Here is a 25327-nt window from a genome sequence, read left to right as displayed (position 1 = left end):
TTTAGTTGTATAAAAAGTTGATAGTATTAAACAAAGGCATATCTTTAATGCATGTGAGCCCTCTAATAGAAAAAGAATTAAATGATAGTGTGCGGATCCTTTATTTAAATGCCTACTCTGGATTGTTTATATCTTTTATTGCTAGTACGGGCATAGTTTTTGGTTTTAGTGATGAGTCTTTTACTTCAGTTACCGATAAGCTTATTTGGTGGTTTATCATGGTTGTTGTTTTAGGGATCCGTTTGATAGATGTTTACTATTTTAAACGAAGCAGTAAAGCAGCGAGTTATATAGATTTATATAGATTCTCTTTAAGTGTAACCCTCACTGCGTTGACTTGGTGCTTTTATGGATTGTATTTCCATTCATCTTTCAGCGTCCTAGAGCTTACAAGTATAATCATCATTTTTTCTGCACTAGGTGGTGGCTCAGCAAATATTCTTTCAGCGCATCGACCAACATGTTTTATATACGCATTTTTGTTATTGATACCATATTCAGTGCTACTGACCCTATCTGAAGAACATTATCAAAATGTATTAGGAGTATTAGGTATAGGCTTTGGGTTTGTTACGCTTATTGCTTTACACAAGGCTGCAAACTTTACGCAAAATGCCATCCATTTAAAAAATCAAAATATTGAACTATTAGAACTGATGGAGCAGCGTGTCGAATTACGAACACAAGAAATTTATCATCTATCAAATAGCGATTCCCTTACTCAATTATTGAATAGAAACGCTTTTTTAAAAGAGTCAAAAAAAAGGCTATCGCGATACCCTAATGAATCATTTGCGTTGTTATTTATTGACTTAGATGGCTTTAAACATATTAACGATACTATGGGGCATGAGGTTGGGGATCAGATTCTAACAAAAACTGCCCAGAGAATTTCAGCAGTGTGTAGCCAAAATGAGTATAAGTGTCGGTGGGGAGGTGACGAGTTTTTATTACTTACTGATTATAACTGTAAGGATAAAACTAATGATTTTGCAAATAAAATCATTAGTGCCATTACACAAGTACATTCGAATAGCCATTACAAAGCGGGAATAGGTGCAACGATAGGTATTGCATTTTATCCTGAACATGGCAGTGATTTGGACGAATTAATACTAAATGCAGATATGGCGATGTATCATCAAAAGCGTATTAATAGAGGAGAAATTAGTTATTTTGATGATAATTTGCGTATGCAACTTGAGCGTATAAGGCGCTTAAATGACAGGCTTTCTTCTGCGGTACAAGACGGAAGTTTGTCGCTTGTTTTTCAACCTATTATAGATTCTAGTACAAATCGGCCTAGTTCAGTTGAAGCACTTTTACGTTGGCAAATGGATGGTGAACCGGTTCCACCGGATGAGTTTATTCCTATTGCAGAGCAATATGGGATGATTAGTGAAATTGGACTCTGGGTTTTAAAAAACGCGTGTATTCAAGGGCTTGAGTTTCAAAGAATCATTCCCGATTTATCCATTAGTGTTAATGTTTCTGTTATGCAGCTTCAAGGGCAAAAATTTGTTGTTGAAGTTGCTGATATTTTAAGAAAACTTAGCTTTCCAGCTGATAAGTTACATATAGAAATCACTGAGTCAGTATTTGCTAAGGATAAAAGTACATTTTTATCAACGGTTAAATCTTTGCAAGAGTTAGGGGCTAGGATATCGATAGATGACTTTGGTACTGGCTATTCATCCTTATCAAGTATGTTAGATATTGGTGTGGATATCGTAAAAATTGATAAAACGTTTATTCAAGATGTAGATAAAAAAGGGCTGAGTATAGTAAATGCAGTGGTACAAATGGCCAGTTCACTTAGCTTTGATGTGGTTGCTGAAGGTGTTGAGACAATTGATCAAAGCGAAAAGTTATACAGTTTAGGCGTTTCGCATTTACAAGGTTATTATTTTTCTAAACCGTTAGATGCGAGTTCTTTATGCGCTTATCTTGAGAGTATAAAAAAGGCTTCATAAGAAGCCTTTTAATTATTGATGTGTTTTACTTACAAATCAAAAGTACGTGATATGGCAAGTACGATACGCTCATCTGCGTAATCGTAGTCAAGGCTCGTATTTTCAGCCGCCACTTCAATACCAAACCCTTCATAACTAGTTTGATATGCTAAACGGTAATGGTTGTATGATTTTTTCTCGTTAACGTCCCACGCCCATTTTTGGCCATCAAGTGAGTTTGATATATCAAAACTTGCACGTATTGCATGATTTGGAGCTAGCTCATAGGTGTGTGCAACCATTGAGATTACATGACCTCCACCTTGACCAAAGTAATCCCAGCTATACCAAAAGTTAAGCTCAGTTTGGCCGTATTCACTCGCATAGCCAAACTTAGTGTAAGCTTCAGCGTAGTTACCATCGCTGTTATTACCTTGATAAGTGTAATAAGCAATACCGTAGTCAACGCTAAACTGCTCATCAAGCTGCACATACTTGCCTACATAAGCATCAAGTTCAAAATCAGTGTCATCACCAAAATCTACATTTGACGCCCAAACACCGGCGTATACACCGCTATCAAAAGCATAATCTAAGCTGCCTTGAATTGCAGGGTCGTTATCTGTCTGTGTTACACCATTAAATGTGTAATCAGACGCTGCCGTGATTGTTGTTGACCAATCAGCAGCTGCTGTTGTTGATAAAAGTGCAAATGGTAGTGCTACTACAAGTTGTTTTAGTTTGTTATTCATTGTTTATCCCTAGTGTACTGTGTCTATTTTTGTGTAATCAATCTTGTTTGCTTTTGGTGAGCTGTTTATATTTTTGACTGTTTTAAATTTACTGTATCCAATAAAAGCAGCACACAGAAAGAATAGTCCAATAACTAATGCGCCTACCCACTGAATTTGTAAAAACTCTAGTTTAAATAATAGTGTTAATAGAGACAGAGCGACAACATTCCAAAGTATATATTTCATTTTACCAAAACGTTTAACGGTAAGGTTTAGGTTATCTGTATATAAACGCACTAACGAGTCGAGTGAGTTGATTACAAATACAATACCTACAAATACCATAGCAAAGTTTTTAATACCTTGAGTTGGGATCCCTGCTTCATGGTAGTGATAAAGTACGCTAAACCATATCGCAATAGGAATAGAAGGGAATATCAACATCGCACCTAATACTTGGTATGTTTTAAGTCCACCAACAAAGCGTGATGTAAATTGACCAATCATTATGCTCCACGCAAACCACCAAAATAAGTAAAACTCATGGTAATCATTCAACGGTAAAACAAATTCGTTAATGTTGGCAAAGTAAGTGCCAATTGAGCCCAAGTTATTAGTAAACGCAGACATTTCACTATCACCAATAACAAACGCGCCAACCCACATGAAACCTATTAACGCTAAGAATAACCACGTAGTCGCAATACTTAAAATACGCACATATTTAATGTCGGTGCTTGAGTACACTGCAAAACAAATCGCAGCAAATACAATTAAATAAAACTCGCTAACTACACTTGTACCGTCACCTAATTCGGGTAAGTACCAAGGTAAATTTGTAAGTAGTAAATAAGCGGTAAATGCACATGTACCAATAATTACAACATTATTGATAAATTTGACCCAAGGAATTTCGAAAAATTTAACTTTAGGTTCTATTACACAGAAATAAAAGCACGTAAGAAAGTAAAATCCCCAGATCAAGAATCCCCAATAGCCAAATTCAATAGCCAGTGGATTTGCAAACGCGTATTCTGGGCTTGCTTTTATGTCTGCATAACCTGCAAACTCAGTTAAAGGAAACATAATAAGGCCAACATCAAGGCCTGATGTAAATAGTATCGCTATAAACGTAAAGGTTTTTACCGGTGTTACACCTACTACACGTACATTACCCCATTTAAGTAAGATAATAACAACTGCGAGTAAAGTAAAAATGATGCCTGCATTAAGCCAAATAGTCATTGTTACCCTCCAATAATGAATAAAAATAATTCATAAGCACTCCGTATTTTATTGTTTTATTCTCGCATTAACACAACGTAACCTATTTACATCGTGTGCCACTGCAAGGCACGCTCAGGTTTAGCCCGACGAGGCTAAACCTGAGCATGTGGCTAAAGTTAGATCTTTGAACTACGTTGTGTTTCTTGCCAGTTTGTTGTTATGGCAACATTCACATCCGATTTCTGTAATGGGTTTTTACCCAAAATTATGTCAGCTGCTTTTTCGGCAACCATAATGGTAGGTGCATTCAAGTTTCCGTTAGGAACTGTTGGGAATATAGATGAGTCAACAACACGCAGTCCTTCAATACCATGTACTTGCGTATTTGAATTAACAACGGCCATATCATCTTCACCCATTTTGCATGAGCAAGAAGGGTGGTAGGCACTTTCTACGGCTTGGCGAACAAAAGCATCTATTTCTTCATCTGTTTGAATATGTTTACCAGGTTGAATTTCTTCATCGCGGTATTCATCAAAGGCACTTTGTTCGATTATGTCGCGTGTTAAGCGAACGCACGCTCTAAAGCCTTCAATATCGTCTTGGTGTTCAAGGTAATTAAATAAAATAGTTGGTGGCTGCTCAGGGTTCGCAGAAGCAATAGTAACACTACCGCGACTTTTTGGTTTGTTATGACCAACATGTACCTGAAAACCATGACCTGCAAATGCACTTCTACCATCGTAACGCATAGCCGCTGGTAAAAAGTGATACTGAATATCTGGCCATTCAACACCTGGTTTTGAGCGAATAAACGCACACGATTCAAAATGATTCGTTGCACCTAAACCCGAACGCGTTAATAACCAGCGCGCGCCAATCAACCCTTTTGAAATAATGCCTAGCTTGCCGTTAAGCGTGATAGGTTGCTTACACTTGTATTGAAAGTAAAACTCAAGATGATCTTGTAAGTTTTGACCAACACCTGGTAGATGATGCTGAACTTCAACGCCTGCTTTTTCAAGCGCTTGAGTATCACCAATACCAGAGAGTTGTAAAATATGTGGAGAGCCGATTGGGCCAGCACTTAGTACAACGTCTTTTGCAGCATGTGCGGTTTTAACGTCGCCATTGACTTTGTATTCAATGCCTGTGGCTTTTTTGCCATCTAAAATCACGCGTTGTGCGAGTGCACCGGTAATAATCGTTAAATTACTACGCGATTTAACAGGGTCTAAATACTCACGAGACGCAGAGCTTCGCACGCCGTCTTTTACGGTCATGTGCATTGGGCCAAAACCCTCTTGCTGCGACGCATTATAATCATCTGTAGAAGCGTAACCGGCTTGTACACCTGCTTTTATAAACGTACGGTAAAGTGGGTTTTTCATTTCGTTGCCGTTATTAACGCCAAGCGGGCCTTTGCCACCACGGTAAGTATTTTCACCAAGGTAAAAGCTTTCTGCTTTTTGAAAATACGGTAAACACGATTGGTAATCCCAACCGTTTGCACCGTGTTGCTGCCATTCGTCAAAATCTTTTGCGTGGCCACGTACATATACCATGCCATTAATAGATGACGAACCGCCTAATACTTTACCTCGAGGACAATGCATTTCACGGTTATCTAAATGAGGCTCAGGCTGCGTATGAAACTGCCATGCGTATTTGTCACTATTCATAGGAATAGATAACGCGGTTGGCATTTTTATAAAAATACTTTTATCGCTACCGCCAGTTTCTAGTAGTAACACGCGGTTACTTGAATCTTCAGATAAACGGTTTGCTAAAACACAACCCGCCGAACCCGCGCCAACAATAATATAGTCGTAATGATTACTCATAGTAGGGCGCCTTAAAATGGGCTTTCTATGTCGGCCATACCAACATAAATAGACTTAGTTTGCGTGTATTGATCAAGCGTTTGTATACCATTTTCACGACCAATACCCGATTGCTTGTAACCGCCAACTGGCATTTCAGCAGGTGAGTTACCGTATGCATTAATCCAACAAATACCGGCTTGTAACTTATGAATAACGCGGTGCGCACGTTTAATATCGCTAGTAAATACGCCTGCGGCTAAGCCTAGGTGAGTTGCGTTAGCGCGTGCAATAACATCGTCTTCGTCGTCAAAAACAAGCACGCTCATTACAGGGCCAAATATTTCTTCTTTAACGATTGTCATATCGTCGTTGCAATCAATGAACACAGTCGGTGCTACAAAATAGCCATTAGGTGCAGACTCAGGTGAAAGCGTTGTACCACCAGTTAATAGCGTTGCACCTTCTTCAATACCTTTATTAACGTAGCTCATTACTAGTTCTTGGTGCTTTTTAGAGATAAGTGCGCCAAAGTTTGTATTTAAATCTTGCGGGTCGCCAGCAATAATGTTTTTCTCAGTGCGCGCTTTAAGCTCATCAATAAACTGCTGATATACATTTTTATGAACGTAAATACGTGTACAGTTAGTACAAATTTCGCCTTGCGTATAAAAGTTACCTAACATAGCAGCGCTAACAGCTTGCTCTATATTGGCATCATCAAATACTAATAGTGGAGATTTACCACCAAGTTCCATCGTGACATCTTTTAACGTACCGGCAGCACTTGCCACTACTTTTTTACCTGTGCCTACTTCACCCGTAAACGACACTTTATCAATATCGCTATGCTGCGTTAGCCACTGGCCTACATCGCCTGCGCCTTGAACAACATTAAACACACCTGCAGGTACGCCAGCTTCAACAAATACTTCTGCAAGTTTAATTGCGCCAAGTGGTGTTTCTTCAGATGGTTTGAATATAAATGCATTACCAGCAGCAAGGGCAGGGCCCGACTTCCAACATGCAATTTGTAGTGGGTAGTTCCATGCACCTATACCCGCACAGATACCTAATGGCTCTTTACGTGTGTAATAAAAGTCATCACCAACCATTTGTTGTTGGCCTACTTGTGCTGGCGCAAGGCCTGCAAAGTATTCAATTACATCAGCGCCGGTTTCAATATCAACACAATTTGCTTCTTGCATTGGCTTACCGGTATCTAGTACTTCTACGAGTGCTAACTCATCGTTGCGCTCGCGTAAAATAGCCACTGCTTTTAATAAAATACGACTACGTTCAACGGGTGTCATTGCTGACCACTGTGCAAAACCTTGCTTTGCACTGGCAATGGCTTCGTTTTGAATAAATTCGTCGGCAATTTCTACTGCGTAAATAACCTCACCCGTTGCTGGGTTTGTTACATCAAATGTTTTGCCGCTCTGATTTGCAAGAAAATGGCCGTTAATAAAATTTTGATAGACAGGTGTAGTCACGCTAGGCTCCATATTGCTTGATAAGTGAAAGTACATAGCTTTTTGCTAACTTTTCACTGTGTTTAAACTGATTATTGTCTGATTTACTCAGTACTGCTTTTAACCATAGGCCATCGATCATCGCGGCGCTAAGTTCTGCAGCTTGATTTGCTTGCTCAATAGGCATTAATTGCTTAAAAGAAAATGCTAAATTACTTTGCAAGCGTTTACTGTTTACGTTTTGTAGTCTGTGTAATTCTTCATCGTGCATTGATTGCGCCCAAAAACTCAACCACGTTCGGGTTGTATCATTACGCTGTTGTACAAGCGCAAAGTTGGCTTCGATAATAAACATTAAACGCTCAGTGGCAGTGGTTTGATGACTTACTTTACTTATTAAGCCTTGCTTTAAGCTTGTTAGTAAGTATCTAACCGTGGCTTCAATTAACCCCTGCTTTCCACCAAAATAATGGCTAATGATACCTGATGATAAACCTGCATTTTTACTAATGCTGTTTATCGTTGTGCCTTGAAGTCCCTTAGTAGCAACTGACTCTATAGTTGCGTCAATTAGCTGCTGACGTCTAACAGGTTCCATTCCGACTTTAGGCATAATTATTATTAATTGAACGTTCAATAAAGATAAGCTTAAGGTAATAGCTCTAATAATTCAAGGTTAAGGTAAACACCGAGATATTAAAATGTAGATAGAATATTAATGATCTAGTGATTAATAGAATAAATGCAATGATTTTAAAGTGGGGATGTATTTAATAAAATCAAATGGTTAAGTTTTTTTTTTGAGTATTTGATATGGTGATGATTTCGTTACTATAATAAATTAAGAAAATCATTATAAAATCGTTAGTACCGTAATAGTTAGAGTACTAATAGTGTTGTTTTAATGCAAAAGAGTATTAAACCTACAATTAGTTAGTGTTCTAATAAACACATGTGTAAATAGTTGACCCATAAATTAATTAATATTTAAACTAGATTCGGACAACATGATGCTCTGACTTTAAATTTTTATTGCAATTAAGCGTTATTAATAACGCCTTTAAATAGTAGGGGGTAACGTCTTAGTCTATTGCCAATGTAGTCATCAGCTAAAATTTGCTGGCAAATAAAGTCTATATCTTTGCTTGCCTCAAAGACCCAATCAAAACGCTCTATAGCCAGTAAAAAACCACGCTTTAAATGACTTTGAGAGCGGTACTGTTCTAGGTTTTTTTGAATAATTGAGATTTTGCTTGGATCAGCTTGAAGCTCTTCTACTACTTGGTTAATAAAAGTAGTATTGAGCTTACTGGTAGGGCGGTGTCTTAGTTTTCGTGGGTGCATTAGCGCTCGTTTGCAATGTTATATAATTTTTTCAAAAAGTCGTCCTTATGCTTTTCATGTTGGTAGTCAAGGTGGTAAGTATTATGAAAACCAAAGCGCAGTTCTACGCCGCTACCTTGTAAATATACGGTGTAACCGTCTACGTCAGAATAAGCAGTAACCCCTTGATAATGTTTACCTTCATCAGTCATTTCGCCTTTTTGAATTATACGTTCATAAACGGCCAAAATCTGTTTATTGTCGAGTTCGTTTTTCATGCTTTATACCTTTTATTTAGTAACTCATACCATACAGATATGAGGGTCGATCAACTTAAAAACAATAGCTAAAAAAGTGTGATATTGCTTTGTAATTTAGCCTTTTTAAATTATGCTCAAAACTCATTTATTGTTGAGCTTACACCATGATAGACAAGGCGTTACTACTAAAAACTCGTGAGTTATCGGATCAATTAATTGCATTGCAAACGCCTATTAGGATACTCGATGCTATTAATTGGGATAAACAAACTAAAGAGGAGTTTTTTAGACAAAAATGTCAAAAAAATCCACTTATTGATCGTGCATACTATCAACAGCGCGACCTCGGTTTTGTACCTAGCGAGTTACGCCAAGCGTTTTCTACTTTGCACCGTAACATTATTAACCAATTGGGGCAGTTAAATCCCATTGCTCAATACATGGGTAAAATGTGCACAGAGTATAAAACGGTATTAAGCATGCTTGAGTATCGTGGCACACCTGAGTTCCATGACTTATCGGTAGAGTTATTTGGTCATCCTAAAGATTTATTTCATGCCGGTGAGCCCTCACTTTCTGAGCTAGCTAATATGCTAGATAAACCGCTGCAAAATTTACTCATAGCCGACATACTACCTGACGACCCTAAAAATATTGCTGCTGTTGATGCGGTGCGTATTTTGTCTGAGCAAGTAAATGCCAGCATGGCAGGTATAAATGTAGAGGTAATGCTTAGCGATGGCATTGTCAGTGATGCAGCCGCCGGTGCAAATAATATAAAGCTAAATCAAGATGTTAAGTTTTCTCAGCGTGAGCTTGATATTTTAGAAGTTCACGAAGGGTGGATACACGTGGGCACAACTCAAAATGGATTAGCGCAGCCGTATTTAACCTGTTTAAGTAAAGGCACGCCTAGCTCGACTATTACCCAAGAAGGTTTAGCGGTCCTTACCGAAATTATCACTTTAAAGTTGACTCCAAGGCGCTTATCTAAATTAGTGAATCGTATTCAAGCCGTTACAAAGGTAATTGATGGTGCTGAGTTTGTAGACATTTACCGTGATTACGTAGCGCAAGGTTTATCAAAAGATGACAGTTACACACTTGCGCAGCGTGTATTTAGAGGTAGTACGCCAACAGGTCTGCCGTTTACAAAAGATATTGCCTACATTAAAGGCTTTGTACTGGTTTATAACTTAATACGCGTAGCAATACAGCTTGGTCGAATCGATAGGCTACCTTTATTATTGGTAGGTAAAATATCGATAGATGACTTTAGATTAATATCGCAGCTTCATGATTTAGGTGTGATAGAGAGCCCACAATTTGTGCCGCCACACTTTAAAGATTTACGCGGTTTGGCCACCTGGTTGAGCTTCGGTCGTTTTATTGGCGACTTATCGTTTGAAAAGTTAGAAAACGATTATAAGCCGTTATTTTTATAATTATAAATTATTGAAATTAAGTCCTTTAATAGAATTAAGAACTGTTGATGTCTAATAAGCTTTTTGGCGTGACAAAGCTAGTTTATATGTTAACGGCTAAGGCGTGTTGAACTTTGTCGATTGAATTTCGTTAAATCAGGGAGAATCATATCGCGGCGCGAGGTTTTTAACCTCGTGGTTCGGTAACTGCTCCTGCTTTACCCTATTGGTTTACTCCATGTAAGAGCCGAGCACAGCTTCCGCGTCTTACCTGCGTCCTTGTCTCTTGAACACAATTTGTCTGTCTGTTGAATTGGTATTAACAATTCGACAGATTCGACCATTTCAGCTAATTTCAACCATCCCTTTGCAGATGGCTTTATGCTAACTCGAACATTTCTCTTACTTTCATACCAACCACCAAAGAGCAACATGCCCTAGACGTTTATTTTAAGTTATTACTCTAGGTCATTTTTATAAAAATACAAAAGCCCGGATAAAATATTTATATCCGGGCTTTTTCATTTCATTATTCATTTATTAATAACTTAGAATGAAAGTCGAGCGCCTAAGTAAAAACGACGAGGCTCAACCCAGTCGGTTGCTTGACCAAATGCAAATGTACCATCACCTTTTTCTAAGCTCTGTTCAACCGTTGTTGCTTGATCATCAAGCAAATTAAATACATCTAAAAAGAACTCTGCTTTATAGCCATCAAAGTCATGAGTATATTTAACACGAATATCTAATGTGCCATAAGATGGTGTTACTTCGCTACCTACGTTTCCATCAGCTACCCAATTAGTTGTATAACCGCCAAAGTCATAGGCAGTATCAACTGGAAGTGGTAGGTACCGTCCTGAAATTGATTGCGTTTTACTATAGCGAGTACCTGAATTCCAGTTATATACACCACCTACCTCAATATTATTATCAAAATAATATGTACCTAACAATTTAAACTGATGCTCAACATTACCTGGCTGCTTGCCATACATATTTGGCGCACGAGGATCTAAAATTTCCCAGTCACCTTGGAAATCAGCGTTGCCATCTGAATTTGAATTACCTTTTGCATCGTTGTTTGTGTATGACGCAAGCATAAACCAATTATCAGTACGAAGTTTTTTAAACGTTACTTCAATACCTGTATACTCGCGTTTACCGCCAGCAAGAGTACCAATAACATAGTTAGAACCGGGGTTTTCATCATAACCAAAATATGAAAGAGGAAGTTCTAAGTCTGTTCCTGCTAAATAGCCTTCTTCAGAATAGATACTTAAATCGTAATCTTCCATAATATCTTTAGTAGTACGCTTAGTATACGTTACAGAGATATTGGTACTTTCGGTCAGATTCGTTGAATAACCAATTAAGTATTCATCCGTATAAGGTGTTTTAGTACTCGGTGAGAAAAAGGCATCTTGCTGTTTTGCACCACCGCGTGTTCTAAAGGTAACCCAGTCATCGTTGACATATACGCGTTCTTCTAAAACAGAGCCGGTTAAATTACCCGCAAAAGAAGTCATGTCAGTACGAAGTGGATCGTAATATCTGCCACCAAACGCCCAAACTTTAGAATCACCATCACCAAAAATATCGTATACAATGCTTAAGCGAGGTGCTATTTCCCAATCAAAAGTAAATATAGTCTCGCCTGTTGATGCTATATGATCCCACTTTTCAGCACGTAAACCAGCATTAACGGTTAGGTTTTCGTATGTTACGCTATCTTGGAGGTAGATCATTTTACCTTTAGTTTCAAGTTTAGACTTTGCTTGCTGAACTTGTTCTATTTGATAAGCATTTATATCACCGGTAGGGTTACCTGCACTGCTACTAAATATGATAGCTTTAACTTCATTTTCATCGACTACACCATCGCCACTTGTATCGGCACCGTGTAAGTTACCACTATCATTTAGAGCTTTTGCAACACGAACGTAATCAGCCGCTGCAAGACCTTTCTCACCAGTCCAAGAGCCTATTGCGTATGTTTCAAATGACACGCCACTATCAGCGGCCGCAATAGAATTATATTGAGTACTACCATTGTAAACACTGTTTGTAATATTTTCGTTTGTTTCAACAGAGTAACCAGCTTCGATAGTATGTTCACCAAAATCAGTATCTAAATAATATTCAAAGTTAATGTATGCGCTTTTCTTATTTCGATCCCTTAGAGTGTCAGCACCTAAACCCCCGATATCGGTTTGAGCTTTAGATGGCGATGCACTTAAAAAGGCAACATCACTGCGTGTTGATTTATCTGACGCTACAGACGAATATTCAGCTTCATGACTCATATAACCGGCGTTTATAATTAAATCTTCCCACGAATGTGAATAATCAAGTTTATAGTTGTCGCCACCAAGTTTTGTACCTGACTGTCTATTAAATGCCGTTGTAGTCGATGTTGAACCTGATTTCTCTCTCGGATCATTAAAGTAAGTAAAGACTAGTCGATCGTTGTCAGTTGCTTGCCATGTAAGCTTACCAAAGCCAAGATCAGACTCATCTGTTACTGAATGGCTGAATGCACCAGTGTCAGGATCGCTGATGTCGCTGTCACTATTTTTGAGTTGATAAGACGCGAAAAACCAAAGTTTATCTTTGATAATTGGCCCACCTAGGGTAATTGCAGTGTCATAATTTGAGAAATTATTATTTTCTTTTGACTCATTTTCGTAATCGGCGACTAAGCTGTCATTTTGAAAGTAATAATTTATAGAGCCATGGAACTCATTACTACCAGATTTTGTAACAACACGCGATACAAGACCAGCTCCACCGGCATACTTTGCTGCTACACCACCAGTAATGACTTGCTGCTCTTGAATTATCTCTGAGTTGATATTACCACCGGCTGTACCATCAACATTATCTGTTACATTAACACCGTCAATATAATAAACGTTGTCTGTTGAACTACCAACAGTACCACCAATATCAGAATAGTTGACACCTGACTTCGACGATGGATTGCCATCGGTAGTAGGTTTTACACCAGGTACTAGTTGAAGATAACTTTGAAAGCTACGACCAGTAGGAAGCGATTCCGTCATATCAAGAGTAACATCAAGACCAGTAGACGATGATGTAGTATCAATTGCAGTTACAGAACGGCCTGATACAACAATTTTCTCTATTGAATCAGTACTGGAAACGACTGAGTAATTTAAATTTAAGTTTTTGTCTGTAATTACTCGAACATTTTTTGCTTCGAATGGTTGAATTGAATTTCCTGTAATATCGACCACATATTTACTTGATGGATCTAAGCCCCTAAGTAAAACATAACCTGCTGAGTCAGATACTCCTTTTTTACTAGGGGCTGTTGATCTTTGTTTGAATTTTGTGCGTAAGCGGTAATCTCGTATAATTTACTTCGCCAAAAACAAACCTTACGAGATTACCATGCCCCGATTAATGCTCACTGATAAGTTGTGGTCGAAGCTAAAATCAATTTTGCTTGAAGATAGAGTTTATAACAAGCTTGAACACAGACAAACGATGGAAGGAATTTTATATCGCTTACGTGTTGGTTGCCCATGGCGTGACCTCCCTGAGTGTTTTGGTTTATGGAATACTATTTACCGCCGATTTCTACTTTGGTCTAAAAAAGGAATATTAATAAGGTTGTTCAAATCATTATCCGCCAATAGTGACACTGAGTGGGAATTCATTGATGGCAGTTATGTTAAAGCACATCAACACAGTACAGGTGCTGCGTCTCAACAAGAACAAGCGATAGCATTAAGTCGTGGCGGTAATACAAGTAAAATTCATTTAGCTGTTGATAGTTATGGCTTACCAATTGAATTTATTATTACAGGCGGCGATGTTCATGATAGTAAAGTGGCAAATGAACTGATTGAATTATTGCCCCAAGGCGATTTTGTTATCGCAGACAAAGGCTATGATAGTGAAGTCATTAGAAATAAGGTTCGAGAGAGAAACTCAAGCCCAGTGAACCCTAGAAAGAAAAACTCAAAAACAGGTAATGGTGATATTGATTGGTGCTTATATAAATATAGGCATTTAGTTGAAAATGCCTTTGCAAGGCTAAAGCACTTCCGTGCTATAGCGACAAGGTACGATAAATTGAAATTACAGTTTGAGAGTATGTTAGCGCTGGCATGTGCAATGATTTGGCTACCAATGTGAAAGATCAACAGCCCCTAACTAAACTTTCTGGTGACTGCACTGAAATGGTTGCGCCAGCTACTGGGTTGCCTTGTTTATCTGTAACTCTTATTTTCAGCCCACCAGTATCAGCAGCAAACGCAGTGCTAGAAATACTGATAGAGGCAGCAATAGCGATAGATAATAATTTCTTGTTAAATTTTTTCATTAATTTTCCCTAATTTATTGTTATTTGACTTGCTTTTGTTTAATAAATCACCATAAACATTAACACTATTTTTTAGAATGTAAATAGCTTTAACTTTTATTTATTTGTTTTAAATTAGTTGTTAAGTACTGATTTATGACGGGAGGGGCGGGATTCTAACTCTCTAAATAAGAAAAATAGTCTATTTAGTAGAATGAAAATTATATGTGATTTATCTAAAAAATGCAGTTGGGACGAGCAACTTCGTTTTAATGGTGAAACTATAAAATAGGGCAGTTACACAAGTATTTTGTTAAGCCGTCAAACATTGTTTTTTGCTTGCTCATTTGAAGCGATGATTTCTGCACGTTTAAACGTTGTAGTGGGTTGTCGTAGCTAATTTTATAAGCGCCCATCGTACATCTGATAATTAAACCACTGTTGTTCAATTTAGGTAACTGAATAGGCTGATAATTTCATTTATATTGTCGCAAGTAGGGCTTGAAATATAGAATCAAAATACTGGTTTTATTGTTTAGCACTGTCGGGTGGGGAGTTCGCTTCATCAAACATTAAACCGCAAAATGAACCGTAAATACTACCGTATAAGTAGTACCGTGTTTTGCCTTTACAAACAGACTGCCCCATTATTAATGATAATACTTGTCACACAGCTTATAACAATGAAACGATAAGGTTCTGCAGTAATTTTCACTGTTTCAGATGTTTAGGTAGTTGTTGAGTTTATTAGCGCACAAAATACGTCAAGCGGAAGTGCATTTACACTGTATGGTACAGGAGAATACCACCTGAATTAAGCGCATTAATAGCATTAACTTATTTAGTTGAGCTTACTGATTAACAAAATTAATCGGTAATCTTAATATTCATTTGTGTTGAGCTATATTAAACGTAGTTTTATATATTGCCATCATCCGCTCTGCTACCTCTGGCGAAGTCGAATTATGGTGAGTCTGCTTTAAAAAATCATAGGCTGCAGGTGTTTTCATGTAATTATCAATTAAGGCGATTGCTTTTTTTCCTTCTGAAGTTTTACTACAAGCAAAGTACCCATTTATAAACTCGGGGTATTCACTAATGTCTCGACTTTCTAGCTGAGAAAATTGCGTATCTGTTAAGTTCATTTTCATAGTGTTTTCATAATCGATGATCATATCAACACGTTTATGAATTAATAATTGGCTAAGTTGAGCAAAGCTGTTTGCGCCTGTTATTTTTGCTACTTGGGTTCTATAATCCGAAAATATCGCATCTAATTGTTGATAACTTGTTGAACTAACTATGGCAAAGGTGTGTTTGTTATTAAGTAATTTTGAAATAGAAACTTTTGTAGGTAAATCTTTTAAAGTGTTTTTGAAACCGAATAATTTGCGTTGCTGATGCATATAAGTTGGAATTTGAGAAAAGACAAGCTGTTTGTTTCGAGCTTTTGTTTTTATTAAATTAAAGCTACAAACTGCCTCGTTAGTCGATAAACGTTTAATTAATCGAGCATGATTTGTTCTCGTTAAAACGGTATCAAAATACGTGTTCAAAATTGGCTGAAAAAAATTATAGTATTGTTCGCCGGCTCTTGAATCGGCATCTTCATCTGAAAAATACGAATAAGATAAAATAGTGAGGGAAGGGTTCGCATAAACTAAAGAAGATGTAACTAATAAACTGATAAGAATACATATTTTAAAAAACTTCATATTTATGCCTTTTTCTTTAAAAATACCAAGTATCTCCAGTGTTGTCTTTATAAAAAGCCCTTTCGGGCTTTTTTGTACTAAATTTTGAATTTTATTATCGAGCGTTGGTGCTTTCAAATATTTTGTCAGCTGAGGCTGCAACAAAACCAGTATAAAGCTCGCCGTCTGCTTTAGGGTAACGAATAGCAAACTCATAAAAGCAGCTAGGAATGCTCATATCACCGTCACTAAAGGTAACTGAGTATTCATCAGCAAGTGTTGACGATTGCTCTAGTAACACCTCTGGTGAGCCTTTAACTTCGCCGCCTGATGTATTAAGCGAAAAACCTGCATTTTTTAGAGCTTGGTTAACATCATGAATGTTATCAAACTTAGCAAGCGTATTAATATTTACGGTAAAGTGATTTACGCGGTAACCCCACGCCGACATCCACGCGGCGTATTCACTTTCTGCAAGTAGTTGTTTATATGTATCAGTGCTTACCTGCCAATGTGTACCCGAATATAAGAAGTCATCGGCAGTGATGTCACTTTCTTTAATCTTTTCAACCATATCAATAACAATTGCTTGTAACTCTGGCGAGCATTTTTCTACTAATAGCTCAGAGATAAACACTTTTGGCTGATTAGGATCGCTATGCTCATAGTGTTTTGCGTAAAGTTTTTTAGCTTCAAAGTGGTACTCACCACATTCTTTGTAACCAATTGCTAAAAAGTGAGCGGCGAGCTTTTCAAGACTCACTTTTTCTATATTAAATGTACGCAGCGCAATATGATCGTTAATAATGTCATCTTTTTGCGTTGACCCTAAAAGGTCATGAATTTTATCTGCCGATGGTGTTACGTTTAAATAGTTTTCCCAAAGGTTCTCAAATAATGTGTTTACATCAGTATGCATGTTAAGTCCTTAAATCTAAAATTTGGTTATTCAATTACCAAGCCTGGTGCTAGGGTTTGCGGTAAGCTCACTTTATCTGACTCCACAGATGCTACAGGATATGCGCAATAATCGGCGGAGTAGTATGCACTTGCTCTGTGATTACCACTGGCGCCAATACCGCCAAATGGAGCTGCACTAGAGGCACCTGTAATGGGGCGGTTCCAGTTAACAATACCGGCACGAATGCGCTTTAAAAAGTGAGTGTAATCATCTTCACTGTCGCTAAGTAAACCTGCAGATAAACCAAAGCTTGTGTTGTTGGCTTCAATAATTGCGCTGTCAAAGTCGGTATAACGATACACTTTAATTAGCGGTCCAAAATGCTCTTCATCTGGCATGTCGGTAATGCTTGTTACATCAATAATGCCAGGGCTTACAAAACCTGTGCCTGGATTTAATTGCTTAAGTTCAACAAGGATTCGCGCACCTTTTGAGACTAATTCACTTTGCGCGGCAACCATACCCAGTGCTGCTTTTTCGCTTATCATTGCACCCATAAAAGGCTGCTCTGTAGCAAAGCTGTCGTCTACAACTATGTTTTTAGTTGCGCTTATTAGCTTTTCTAAAATAGCATCGCCGTTGGCTGATTTTTCAATAAATAAGCGGCGTGCACACGTACAACGTTGACCTGAGGTAATAAAGCCTGATTGAATAATATCGTGTACAGCGGCGCTTATATCGCTCACATCTTTTACAATAAGAGGATTATTGCCGCCCATTTCAAGTGCTAAAATTTTGCCAGGGTGTCCTGCAAATTGCTTATGTAATAAGTGGCCTGTGTTTGAGCTACCGGTAAAAAACAAGCCATCTATATCTTTATGAGAAGCAAGCGCTTTACCTGTTTCAATTTCACCTTGGACAAGGTTAATAACACCCGCTGGCAAACCTGCTTTTAACCAAAGTGAGAGGGTAAATTCTGCAACGTACGGAGTCAATTCTGATGGCTTAAATACAACAGTATTACCGGCTAAAATTGCAGGAACAATATGCCCGTTTGGTAAATGCCCCGGAAAGTTATACGGGCCAAAAATAGCCACAACGCCATGCGGTTTGTGTCTAATAAACGCTTTAGCACCGGGCATTGGGTTTTCGGTTGTACCTGTACGCTCATGGTACGCTTTTACAGATATAGCTACTTTGCCTGTCATTGCGCCCACTTCGGTGCGGGTTTCCCATAATGGCTTACCCGTTTCGCGTGCAATAATAGTAGCAAATTCTTCGCTGTGTTCTTTTAATTGTGCTGCGAAGTTTTCTAAAATGGCGATACGCTCTTTAAGTGGTTTGTCTGCCCATTGTAATTGCGCGGCTCTGGCTGCTTTTATAGCAGAATCTACTTGCTGGGCGTTTGCGCCATTACCTTGCCATACTACATCGCCATTACTTGGATTGATTGACTCAAATGCTGGGCCTTGCCCTGCATGCCATTGATTATTTATTAGGTGTTTATTCATAAATTATTTACAGGCGGAAAAATCGCGCTGCATCTCCTTGGCTTAAATTAAGCGCATTAGCCACATCTTGGCTAATGACGAGGGTATGTTTTGCATGATTGTAATGTGCTTCTTTGGTAAATGTTGCTCTAAAGCCACTTACGCCTTGATTACATACAGCCAGCGTATCAGAGCTATTTTGTGATATGTGATCAAGCTCGCCAATCGTAACAGGGCAAACTTGAGAGTCGCGAATGCTGCGAATATTTCCAAGCTTTGCTTCAACTGTTGGGCCTGCGTCAAATAAGTCAACGTAGCCTCTGTGCTCAAACCCTTCTTTTTCTAATAATTTTAGCGCAGGCTTTGTTTTTTCATGTACATGCCCAATCACTGCTTGGGCTTTTTTGCTAAGCAAGTTCACATAAATAGGGTATTTAGGCATTAACTCGCTAATAAATACCTTATCGCCTAAGCCAACTAAGTGATCCGCTTGTGGAAATTCGATACTAAAAAAGTGCTCTTGTAGCCATTGCCAAAAAGGAGAATGACCGTCTTCGTCGCTAACACCGCGCATTTCTGCGATAACAGTATCGGCAAAACGCTCGCTGTGCTGAGCCATAAACAAAAAGCGTGAACGTGATAAAAATCGACCCGTTAAACCTTTACGGCTATTTTCTCGCAAAAATAATGTGCATATTTCTGAGTAACCTGTGTAGTCGTTACACATGCTTAAAATATCAACGGTGTTATATACATTTAAAGTAGGCGAGTGGTGTACTGTTTTACCTAAATGATAATGATATAAAGGCACCGATAAGCCTACTGCGGCTTCTATAGCGGTTGTACCAATAACCTCACCTGTTTCACTGTCTTCTAAGACAAATAAATAGCTTTCATCAAGTGGCTGGTTAATGTTTTTGGCAAAGCTTTTTTCAGCACGTTCAATCTTTTCTTTAAGCTGTGTATCGTCCACAGGTAAAGAGGTAAACCCATGACCGGATTCAATCGCTATTTGTTTAAGCGCGTCAAAATCATTGGCAGTAATAGGACGTAATACTTGCATTTATTGCTTGCTCCAATAGCACGCTTGTAGGCGTGCTAATTTAAACTATATTAACCGTTTACTACATCGCTAACTGCTTTTTCAAAGCGCGCTAAGCCTTCTTTAATATCCTCAAACGGAATAACTAAAGACGGTGTAAAGCGAATTACATTCATGCCAGCTACAAGGTTCATTAAACCATTATTAGCACTGGCTACTAAAAAGTCGCGTGCACGGCCTTCAAATTTGTCATTTAGTACTGCGCCAATTAATAAGCCTTTACCACGTACTTCGCTAAATACATTGTACTTTTCGTTAATTGCGTTTAATTCGTCACGGAACAATTGCTCGCGCTCTTTAACTCCGTTTAGTACGTTTGGTGTATTTACTGTATCAAATGCCGCTTCAGCTACAGCACAAGCTAGCGGATTACCACCATAAGTAGAACCGTGAGTACCAATTTTTAAATGCTCAGCAATCGGTGTACGTGTGATCATAGCGCCAATTGGAAAACCACCACCCAATGCTTTTGCCGTTGTTAAAATGTCAGGAACAACCCCTAAACCTTCATAAGCATATAAATCGCCTGTGCGACCAACACCCGTTTGTACTTCATCAAAAATAAGTAATGCGTTATGTTTAGTACAAAGTTCGCGTACTTTTTTAGCAAAGTCATCTGTTGGTGAGATTATACCGCCTTCACCTTGTAATGGTTCCATCATAACAGCACATGTTTTATCGCTGATCAGCGCTTCAAATGCCGCTATATCGTTAAAATCACAATGTACTATGTCAGTTGGTTTTGGACCAAAGCCATCTGAATAAGCCGCTTGCCCGCCCACAGTTACTGTAAAGAATGTGCGACCATGGAAACCTTTATTAAAGGCAATAATTTGCGTTTTTTCAGCGCCATATACGTCTAGTGCATAACGACGCGCTAACTTAAGCGCTGCTTCGTTTGCTTCTGCGCCTGAGTTTGCAAAGTAAACTTTATCAGCAAATGTTGCTTCAACCATTTTTTGAGCTAAACGAAGTGCTGGCTCATTGGTCATAACATTTGATAAGTGCCAAATTTTTTCACCTTGTTCTTTTAGTGCTTTTACTAATGCAGGGTGACAGTGACCTAAACAGTTAACGGCAATACCACCGGCAAAATCAATGAACTCATTATTATTTTGATCCCAAACGCGTGAACCTTCACCACGAACTGGAATGATTGCTGATGGATTATAGTTTGGTACCATTACGTCGTTAAATAAGTCTCTAGTTACTTGCATTTTTGTACACCTAAATTAAATGGGCTTAGATAAAAGATTAGTTGCTAAATTAAAGAAGAATATAGCCGTTATTCTTGAGCAAACACGTTATTATTTTTTATAGGACACTATTATCGAAGGTTCGCAGTTAAAATTGCAGTGCTATTTTGTGAAAAATGGTTAGAATAAAAGGCAAAATAACGAAATAAATAACCATTATGATAACTCCACAAGACGAAAAGCTATTATCGATACTAAAAACAAATGCACGCGCGAGTATTTCTGACCTTGCCAGACTATTGAACCTGTCGCGCTCTACAGTGCAAAGTAGAATGTTAAAGTTAGAAGAAAGCGGGGTAATTAAAGGGTATAGCGTAGACTACGGATATGACTATTTAAACAAAATGGTATCGGCGCATGTATCAATAAAAGTAAAGCAAAAGCTCACCACTAAAACCAACTTAGAACTAAAACAAATTGACGCTATTTCACAGCTTTATGCCATAAGTGGCGAGTTTGATTTAATTGCGGTAGTTCAAGCACAAAATTTGGAGCAACTTAGTCATCTACTAGACGATATTGGTAATCTTGATGGGGTAGAGCGTACAACATCGTCTGTTATTTTAGAAACCAAATTTAAGCGCTAGAGTCGTTGAGTTCTTTTGTTTTTAGTCTTTAAGTGAACACTCGGTATACTTTAGGTTAATAATAGAAAGGTGATCCCTGCCATTATTTTTAGACACACGACTAGGGGCTGTTGATCTTTCGCATTGGTAGCCAAGTCATTGCACATGCCAGTGCTAATATACTCTCGAACTGTAATTTCAATTTATCGTACCTTGTCGCTATAGCACGGAAGTGCTTTAGCCTTGCAAAGGCATTTTCAACTAAATGCCTATACTTATATAAGCAACCAATCAATATCACCATTACCTGTTTTTGAGTTTTTCTTTCTAGGGAGCACTGGGCTTGAGTTTCTCTCTCGAACCTTATTTCTAATGGCTTCACTATCATAGCCTTTGTCTGTGATAACAAAATCGCCTTGGGACAATAATTCAATCAGTTCATTTGCCACTTTACTATCATGAACATCGCCGCCAGTAATAATAAATATCAATTGATAAGCCATAACTATCAACAGCTAAATGAATTTTACTTGTATTACCGCTACGACTTAATGCTATCGCTTGTTCTTGTTGAGACGCAGTATCTGTACTGTGTTGGTGTGCTTTAACATAACTGCCATCAATGAATTCCCACTCAGTGTCACTATTGGCGGATAATGATTTGAACAACCTTATTCATATTCCTTTTTTAGACCAAAGTAGAAATCGGCGGTAAATTGTATTCCATAAACCAAAACACTCAGGGAGGTCACGCCACGGGCAACCAACTCGTAAGCGATATAAAATTCCTTCCATCGTTTGTCTGTGTTGAAGCTTGTTATAAACTCTATCTTCAAGCAAAATAGCTTTTAGCTTGGACCACAACTTATCAGTGAGCATTAATCGGGGCATGGTAATCTCGTGAGGTTAGTTTTTGGCAAAGTAAATTATACGAGATCACCGCTTACGCACAAAATTCAAACAAAGATCAACAGCCCCTAAGTAAGTACAATAATCATAGAGGTACTTATGAAAACAAAGAAACCACGTAAAACTCATACGACTGAATTTAAACAAGAAGCGGTTCTGTTAGCTGAAAAATTATGAATTACAGCAAAGCATGAGTAGAAAAGGAAATTGTTGGGACAACGCCTGCGCAGAAAGTTTCTTTTACTTATTGAAAGTCAACGCTATTCATGGGGAGCCAATTATGGATAGGAAAATAATGCGCCAAGCAGTATTTGAATACATTGAAGTTTATTACAACAAAACAAGAAGGCATAGTGCGAATGGCTATCTCAGCTCAGAAACATTTGAACTAAAGAACATTGCTTAGTATTGTGTCCAGTTTTAGTGCTGGGGATCAATAGATCATAGATTTAAATATTAAAGCCATTGACAAGATAAAAAATTTTGTAAGGAGAATTTATGCTTTTTTAATATGCATGACTATACTCATTTTAATTTGTACATTATTTATTATGGATTATGCCCGCATATTTTTTTACCCTCTTATTAGGTTTAACTGAGCCTATCCAGTTAGGGACAAATTTACCCACCACAGCACCTAATAATGCAGTCAACCAAGTCGAATGTATTTTATTTGAAATGGGAACCCCTTTTCAGCTGAAAATCTTGCCATGGTTACGTGCACGTCGAGAAGTAAAGTTAGATCGCTTAGATGGATATTTCACAACCCATTTAATGCCTGAAATGAAGGCTTATGGACGCATATCATCTCCCATCTTTTTAGAAAGCTGGTACTGGTTTACTCACCCAGAGAGCATTAATAAACCAAAAAATAAAATGCGTTATGGTGCAGTAAGAGGAAGTTATCAAGCAAATTGGTTTAAAACTCAGAATATTATTGCTGAGGTGGAAGTAAATTCATTAGAAGAAATAGTAAATGTTATGCACCATAAACGGATTGATAGAATCCTACTTAATTTAGATGATTTTGAATTAGCAGCCTCTAAGCTAGGCATTAATGAAGACGAGTATCAAAGAGAATTTTTTAGATATGTACCTTTGGGATTATTTGCTTCGCATTCACTTATTAAACGCTTTCCTAAATTTATGCAGCAGTTTGATGAAAATATAGATACTTGTGCGCAAGCTCCATTTTTACTATCAAAAAGTGAAGAAAAGCAAATACTTGATAGGCTGTACAGGAGCGCTAAAACCTTATTAAACTTACCTAGTTTAGTAGAGCAAGTTCAAATAAGTAATGAGTCTCCTTTGAGTGAGCCCGAAATTAAGAGGCGAGACCAGCTATGGATAAAAGAAAATAAACACGTTGAGCATGCTGATGGGTTAACTATGCTTGATTTACCGTTATCTAAAGTATTTAAAAAATGGCAATCACAATTTAAAGGTGTTGTTACTGAGCTTATACTGACTGATAGCCAAGGAAAAAATATAGCAATAAGTAAGCTAACCAGTGATTACTGGCAAGGAGATGAAAATAAGTTTACTAATATTTTTGAACAGTCAAAAGACTTTAACTTTGATAGCGTTACATATGATGCATCAACACATCATTTTCAAGTACAGCTAAGTTTTCCTGTTATAGATGATAATAATAGTCATATTGGAGTGTTGATTTTAGGTGTTGATGTAGAAAAATCACTCCATTCGTCAAACGAAAAGAGTAACTAATTCGATACCTTTCACATAAGTTAGCTAAGCTTTAGAACTTTAGCTTAGCTAACACTATTTTACGGAAGTATTTTTTCTGAGGTCGGCTTTTTTCTTATAACTTCTTTTTTGGCTTCATCAAGCTTAATAAAGTAAGCATTACCGCCGATGCCTTTAAACTCTTCATCTGTGAATACGATGGTGTTGTCGTCAAAGAACGTAACAGCCTCTTTTTGAGTAACAATCCCTAGGTCTATTTTTGATACATCACCAGAGAAAAATTTATCACCTTCAAAGTTTTCAAATAACCAAATACTGGTTGAATCAAGTAATACCAATTTTTTACGGTCTGGACTTAAGGCTGCTGATGTTATCCAACATAGTTTTTCTAATGTAGTACATGTTTTGAAAGAATCGATTAACTCAGCTTTGAAGTTAGCGGCGTGATCGCCCACTTTATATACCTTAGTAATACCATCAAACGGTTCAGTGCGGTTTTTAGTAAATAAATATAAATGACGGCCAAGCGCGACAAATGCTTCTAAATCAAAATTTCGATTATTGGGTTTTATTGGACTTCCATCCATTTCTGGGTAGGTAAACTTTATAATTTCTGCTTGAGTTATATCTGTTTTTATATCTATTGGGTTTTCTATTTTATAAATAGTGAGCCATCTGCGATCGTTTTTGTTATTGCCAAAATCACCTAGGAAAAAATGCCCAAACTTGTTTTGAGTCATATCTTCCCAGTCTATGTTTTTGGCATTTTCAACTAAGATTTCTTTGGCGATAGAGCCATCTTTATTGAGCCTATATAGTTTGGGTTCATTGCCTCCATCGTTAATAGCCCATAGGCGTTTTTGCTTATCAAATTCTATACCTGATATTTCTTTTAATTTAGGATCAACTGAGATTTCTTTTTTGCTATAAAGGGTATAGATTGAAGAACCAATAAGTGTGGCTATTATTAAAAAGGTGATTGCTATAGTTATTAGAATGCTTTTTTTCAACATGAAAATTATGATATTTCAAAGTATTAATATGCGGTTTATTATCGTTTATAAAAGCGCATAACAAAAGAATTTTATAAGTTTAAGTAATACTTTTGAATTGTTTCATGTTTGGTACTAATAAAAGTTGAGACAATAAAT

General features: G+C 37.7%; 20 protein-coding genes and 2 pseudogenes. 6 read left to right on the top strand and 16 right to left on the bottom strand.

Features of this window, described 5'->3' with window-relative positions; all coding sequences use genetic code 11:
- Positions 1 to 47 precede the first annotated feature (47 nt).
- Positions 48 to 1973, top strand: a complete 1926-nt coding sequence (locus tag AC0VZ4_RS21220; RefSeq protein ID WP_475442050.1) for a putative bifunctional diguanylate cyclase/phosphodiesterase — start codon at positions 48 to 50, stop codon at positions 1971 to 1973.
- A 29-nt stretch (positions 1974 to 2002) separates the two neighbouring features.
- Here AC0VZ4_RS21220 and AC0VZ4_RS21215 read toward each other — a convergent pair whose 3' ends face one another.
- The 7 genes from AC0VZ4_RS21215 to AC0VZ4_RS21185 all read right to left on the bottom strand — a co-directional run bounded on the left by AC0VZ4_RS21215 (position 2003) and on the right by AC0VZ4_RS21185 (position 8812).
- The gene (locus AC0VZ4_RS21215) at positions 2003 to 2704 is read right to left on the bottom strand and encodes a TorF family putative porin (RefSeq protein WP_475442049.1); all 702 of its coding nucleotides are present in this window, start codon (positions 2702 to 2704) and stop codon (positions 2003 to 2005) included.
- Between the two features lie 9 nt (positions 2705 to 2713).
- Entirely contained in the window at positions 2714 to 3931 is a 1218-nt protein-coding gene (locus tag AC0VZ4_RS21210; RefSeq protein ID WP_475442048.1) for a BCCT family transporter, read from the bottom strand.
- Positions 3932 to 4089: 158 nt separating this feature from the next.
- Complete coding sequence (gene betA, locus AC0VZ4_RS21205; RefSeq protein WP_007376368.1) at positions 4090 to 5757, bottom strand: choline dehydrogenase; 1668 nt, start codon at positions 5755 to 5757, stop codon at positions 4090 to 4092.
- Positions 5758 to 5768: 11 nt separating this feature from the next.
- Positions 5769 to 7232, bottom strand: a complete 1464-nt coding sequence (betB, locus tag AC0VZ4_RS21200; RefSeq protein WP_008137166.1) for a betaine-aldehyde dehydrogenase — start codon at positions 7230 to 7232, stop codon at positions 5769 to 5771.
- A gap of 1 nt (position 7233) precedes the next feature.
- A complete protein-coding gene (gene betI, locus AC0VZ4_RS21195; protein ID WP_475442216.1) occupies positions 7234 to 7809 on the bottom strand; it encodes a transcriptional regulator BetI in 576 nt (191 codons plus the stop codon).
- Positions 7810 to 8249: 440 nt separating this feature from the next.
- Complete coding sequence (locus tag AC0VZ4_RS21190) at positions 8250 to 8555, bottom strand: hypothetical protein (protein ID WP_008137164.1); 306 nt, start codon at positions 8553 to 8555, stop codon at positions 8250 to 8252.
- Positions 8555 to 8812: a DUF3081 domain-containing protein gene (locus AC0VZ4_RS21185; protein ID WP_007376364.1), complete on the bottom strand. Its 258-nt coding sequence runs from the start codon at positions 8810 to 8812 to the stop codon at positions 8555 to 8557. The genes AC0VZ4_RS21190 and AC0VZ4_RS21185 overlap by 1 nt, the downstream gene beginning before the upstream one ends.
- Positions 8813 to 8958: 146 nt before the next feature.
- Between AC0VZ4_RS21185 and AC0VZ4_RS21180 the strand changes: the two genes are divergently transcribed.
- Entirely contained in the window at positions 8959 to 10239 is a 1281-nt protein-coding gene (locus tag AC0VZ4_RS21180; protein ID WP_475442047.1) for a flavohemoglobin expression-modulating QEGLA motif protein, read from the top strand.
- A 527-nt stretch (positions 10240 to 10766) separates the two neighbouring features.
- Here the strand turns inward: AC0VZ4_RS21180 and AC0VZ4_RS21175 are convergent.
- Positions 10767 to 13478: an outer membrane beta-barrel protein gene (locus AC0VZ4_RS21175; protein ID WP_475442046.1), complete on the bottom strand. Its 2712-nt coding sequence runs from the start codon at positions 13476 to 13478 to the stop codon at positions 10767 to 10769.
- Between the two features lie 157 nt (positions 13479 to 13635).
- Here AC0VZ4_RS21175 and AC0VZ4_RS21170 point away from each other — a divergent pair, with 157 nt between their 5' ends.
- On the top strand, positions 13636 to 14385 hold the full coding sequence (locus AC0VZ4_RS21170) for an IS5 family transposase (RefSeq protein WP_475442045.1): 750 nt from the start codon (positions 13636 to 13638) through the stop codon (positions 14383 to 14385).
- A 4-nt stretch (positions 14386 to 14389) separates the two neighbouring features.
- On the opposite strand, the gene AC0VZ4_RS21165 is transcribed toward AC0VZ4_RS21170, so the two are convergent.
- From AC0VZ4_RS21165 to AC0VZ4_RS21140, 6 genes are all read right to left on the bottom strand, one after another.
- A complete protein-coding gene (locus tag AC0VZ4_RS21165; RefSeq protein ID WP_475442044.1) occupies positions 14390 to 14572 on the bottom strand; it encodes a hypothetical protein in 183 nt (60 codons plus the stop codon).
- Between the two features lie 866 nt (positions 14573 to 15438).
- Positions 15439 to 16383 carry a hypothetical protein gene (locus AC0VZ4_RS21160; protein ID WP_475442043.1) on the bottom strand — a complete coding sequence of 315 codons (945 nt, stop codon included), beginning with the start codon at positions 16381 to 16383 and terminating at the stop codon, positions 15439 to 15441.
- A complete protein-coding gene (locus AC0VZ4_RS21155; RefSeq protein WP_475442042.1) occupies positions 16361 to 17164 on the bottom strand; it encodes a 2-oxoadipate dioxygenase/decarboxylase family protein in 804 nt (267 codons plus the stop codon). The genes AC0VZ4_RS21160 and AC0VZ4_RS21155 overlap by 23 nt, the downstream gene beginning before the upstream one ends.
- A 26-nt stretch (positions 17165 to 17190) precedes the next feature.
- Positions 17191 to 18657: a succinylglutamate-semialdehyde dehydrogenase gene (gene astD / locus AC0VZ4_RS21150; protein WP_475442041.1), complete on the bottom strand. Its 1467-nt coding sequence runs from the start codon at positions 18655 to 18657 to the stop codon at positions 17191 to 17193.
- 7 nt (positions 18658 to 18664) lie between these two features.
- Positions 18665 to 19699 (bottom strand): arginine N-succinyltransferase, encoded by a 1035-nt coding sequence (gene astA / locus AC0VZ4_RS21145; RefSeq protein WP_475442040.1) that lies wholly within the window; start codon positions 19697 to 19699, stop codon positions 18665 to 18667.
- A 50-nt stretch (positions 19700 to 19749) separates the two neighbouring features.
- Positions 19750 to 20955 (bottom strand): aspartate aminotransferase family protein, encoded by a 1206-nt coding sequence (locus tag AC0VZ4_RS21140; RefSeq protein ID WP_475442039.1) that lies wholly within the window; start codon positions 20953 to 20955, stop codon positions 19750 to 19752.
- Positions 20956 to 21152: 197 nt separating this feature from the next.
- On the opposite strand from AC0VZ4_RS21140, the gene AC0VZ4_RS21135 reads away from it, so the two are divergent.
- Positions 21153 to 21581: an Lrp/AsnC family transcriptional regulator gene (locus tag AC0VZ4_RS21135; protein WP_475442038.1), complete on the top strand. Its 429-nt coding sequence runs from the start codon at positions 21153 to 21155 to the stop codon at positions 21579 to 21581.
- 100 nt (positions 21582 to 21681) lie between these two features.
- Here AC0VZ4_RS21135 and AC0VZ4_RS21130 read toward each other — a convergent pair.
- Positions 21682 to 22451, bottom strand: a pseudogene (locus tag AC0VZ4_RS21130) (IS5 family transposase).
- 190 nt (positions 22452 to 22641) lie between these two features.
- Here AC0VZ4_RS21130 and AC0VZ4_RS21125 point away from each other — a divergent pair.
- Positions 22642 to 22875, top strand: a pseudogene (locus AC0VZ4_RS21125) (IS3 family transposase); the annotation flags it as partial.
- A gap of 299 nt (positions 22876 to 23174) precedes the next feature.
- Positions 23175 to 24197, top strand: coding sequence for a cellulose-binding family II protein (locus tag AC0VZ4_RS21120; protein WP_475442036.1), 1023 nt, complete (start codon positions 23175 to 23177; stop codon positions 24195 to 24197).
- 59 nt (positions 24198 to 24256) lie between these two features.
- On the opposite strand, the gene AC0VZ4_RS21115 is transcribed toward AC0VZ4_RS21120, so the two are convergent.
- Positions 24257 to 25189, bottom strand: a complete 933-nt coding sequence (locus AC0VZ4_RS21115) for a hypothetical protein (RefSeq protein WP_475442035.1) — start codon at positions 25187 to 25189, stop codon at positions 24257 to 24259.
- Positions 25190 to 25327: the final 138 nt, after the last annotated feature.

This window comes from Pseudoalteromonas sp. QJM3NY_22 (genome assembly GCF_056173065.1).
This window is presented reverse-complemented; position numbering and strand designations above follow the sequence as displayed.

Excerpts from the sequence above, each read along its gene's own strand:
- AC0VZ4_RS21165 (WP_475442044.1), bottom strand. The coding sequence starts at position 14,572 with ATGAAAAAATTTAACAAGAAATTATTATCTATCGCTATTGCTGCCTCT.
- AC0VZ4_RS21170 (WP_475442045.1), top strand. The coding sequence starts at position 13,636 with ATGCCCCGATTAATGCTCACTGATAAGTTGTGGTCGAAGCTAAAATCA.
- AC0VZ4_RS21115 (WP_475442035.1), bottom strand. The coding sequence starts at position 25,189 with ATGTTGAAAAAAAGCATTCTAATAACTATAGCAATCACCTTTTTAATA.
- AC0VZ4_RS21210 (WP_475442048.1), bottom strand. The coding sequence starts at position 3,931 with ATGACTATTTGGCTTAATGCAGGCATCATTTTTACTTTACTCGCAGTT.
- AC0VZ4_RS21220 (WP_475442050.1), top strand. The coding sequence starts at position 48 with ATGCATGTGAGCCCTCTAATAGAAAAAGAATTAAATGATAGTGTGCGG.
- AC0VZ4_RS21155 (WP_475442042.1), bottom strand. The coding sequence starts at position 17,164 with ATGCATACTGATGTAAACACATTATTTGAGAACCTTTGGGAAAACTAT.
- AC0VZ4_RS21215 (WP_475442049.1), bottom strand. The coding sequence starts at position 2,704 with ATGAATAACAAACTAAAACAACTTGTAGTAGCACTACCATTTGCACTT.
- AC0VZ4_RS21135 (WP_475442038.1), top strand. The coding sequence starts at position 21,153 with ATGATAACTCCACAAGACGAAAAGCTATTATCGATACTAAAAACAAAT.
- astA (WP_475442040.1), bottom strand. The coding sequence starts at position 19,699 with ATGCAAGTATTACGTCCTATTACTGCCAATGATTTTGACGCGCTTAAA.
- astD (WP_475442041.1), bottom strand. The coding sequence starts at position 18,657 with ATGAATAAACACCTAATAAATAATCAATGGCATGCAGGGCAAGGCCCA.
- betI (WP_475442216.1), bottom strand. The coding sequence starts at position 7,809 with ATGGAACCTGTTAGACGTCAGCAGCTAATTGACGCAACTATAGAGTCA.
- AC0VZ4_RS21180 (WP_475442047.1), top strand. The coding sequence starts at position 8,959 with ATGATAGACAAGGCGTTACTACTAAAAACTCGTGAGTTATCGGATCAA.
- AC0VZ4_RS21190 (WP_008137164.1), bottom strand. The coding sequence starts at position 8,555 with ATGCACCCACGAAAACTAAGACACCGCCCTACCAGTAAGCTCAATACT.
- AC0VZ4_RS21185 (WP_007376364.1), bottom strand. The coding sequence starts at position 8,812 with ATGAAAAACGAACTCGACAATAAACAGATTTTGGCCGTTTATGAACGT.
- betA (WP_007376368.1), bottom strand. The coding sequence starts at position 5,757 with ATGAGTAATCATTACGACTATATTATTGTTGGCGCGGGTTCGGCGGGT.
- AC0VZ4_RS21140 (WP_475442039.1), bottom strand. The coding sequence starts at position 20,955 with ATGCAAGTAACTAGAGACTTATTTAACGACGTAATGGTACCAAACTAT.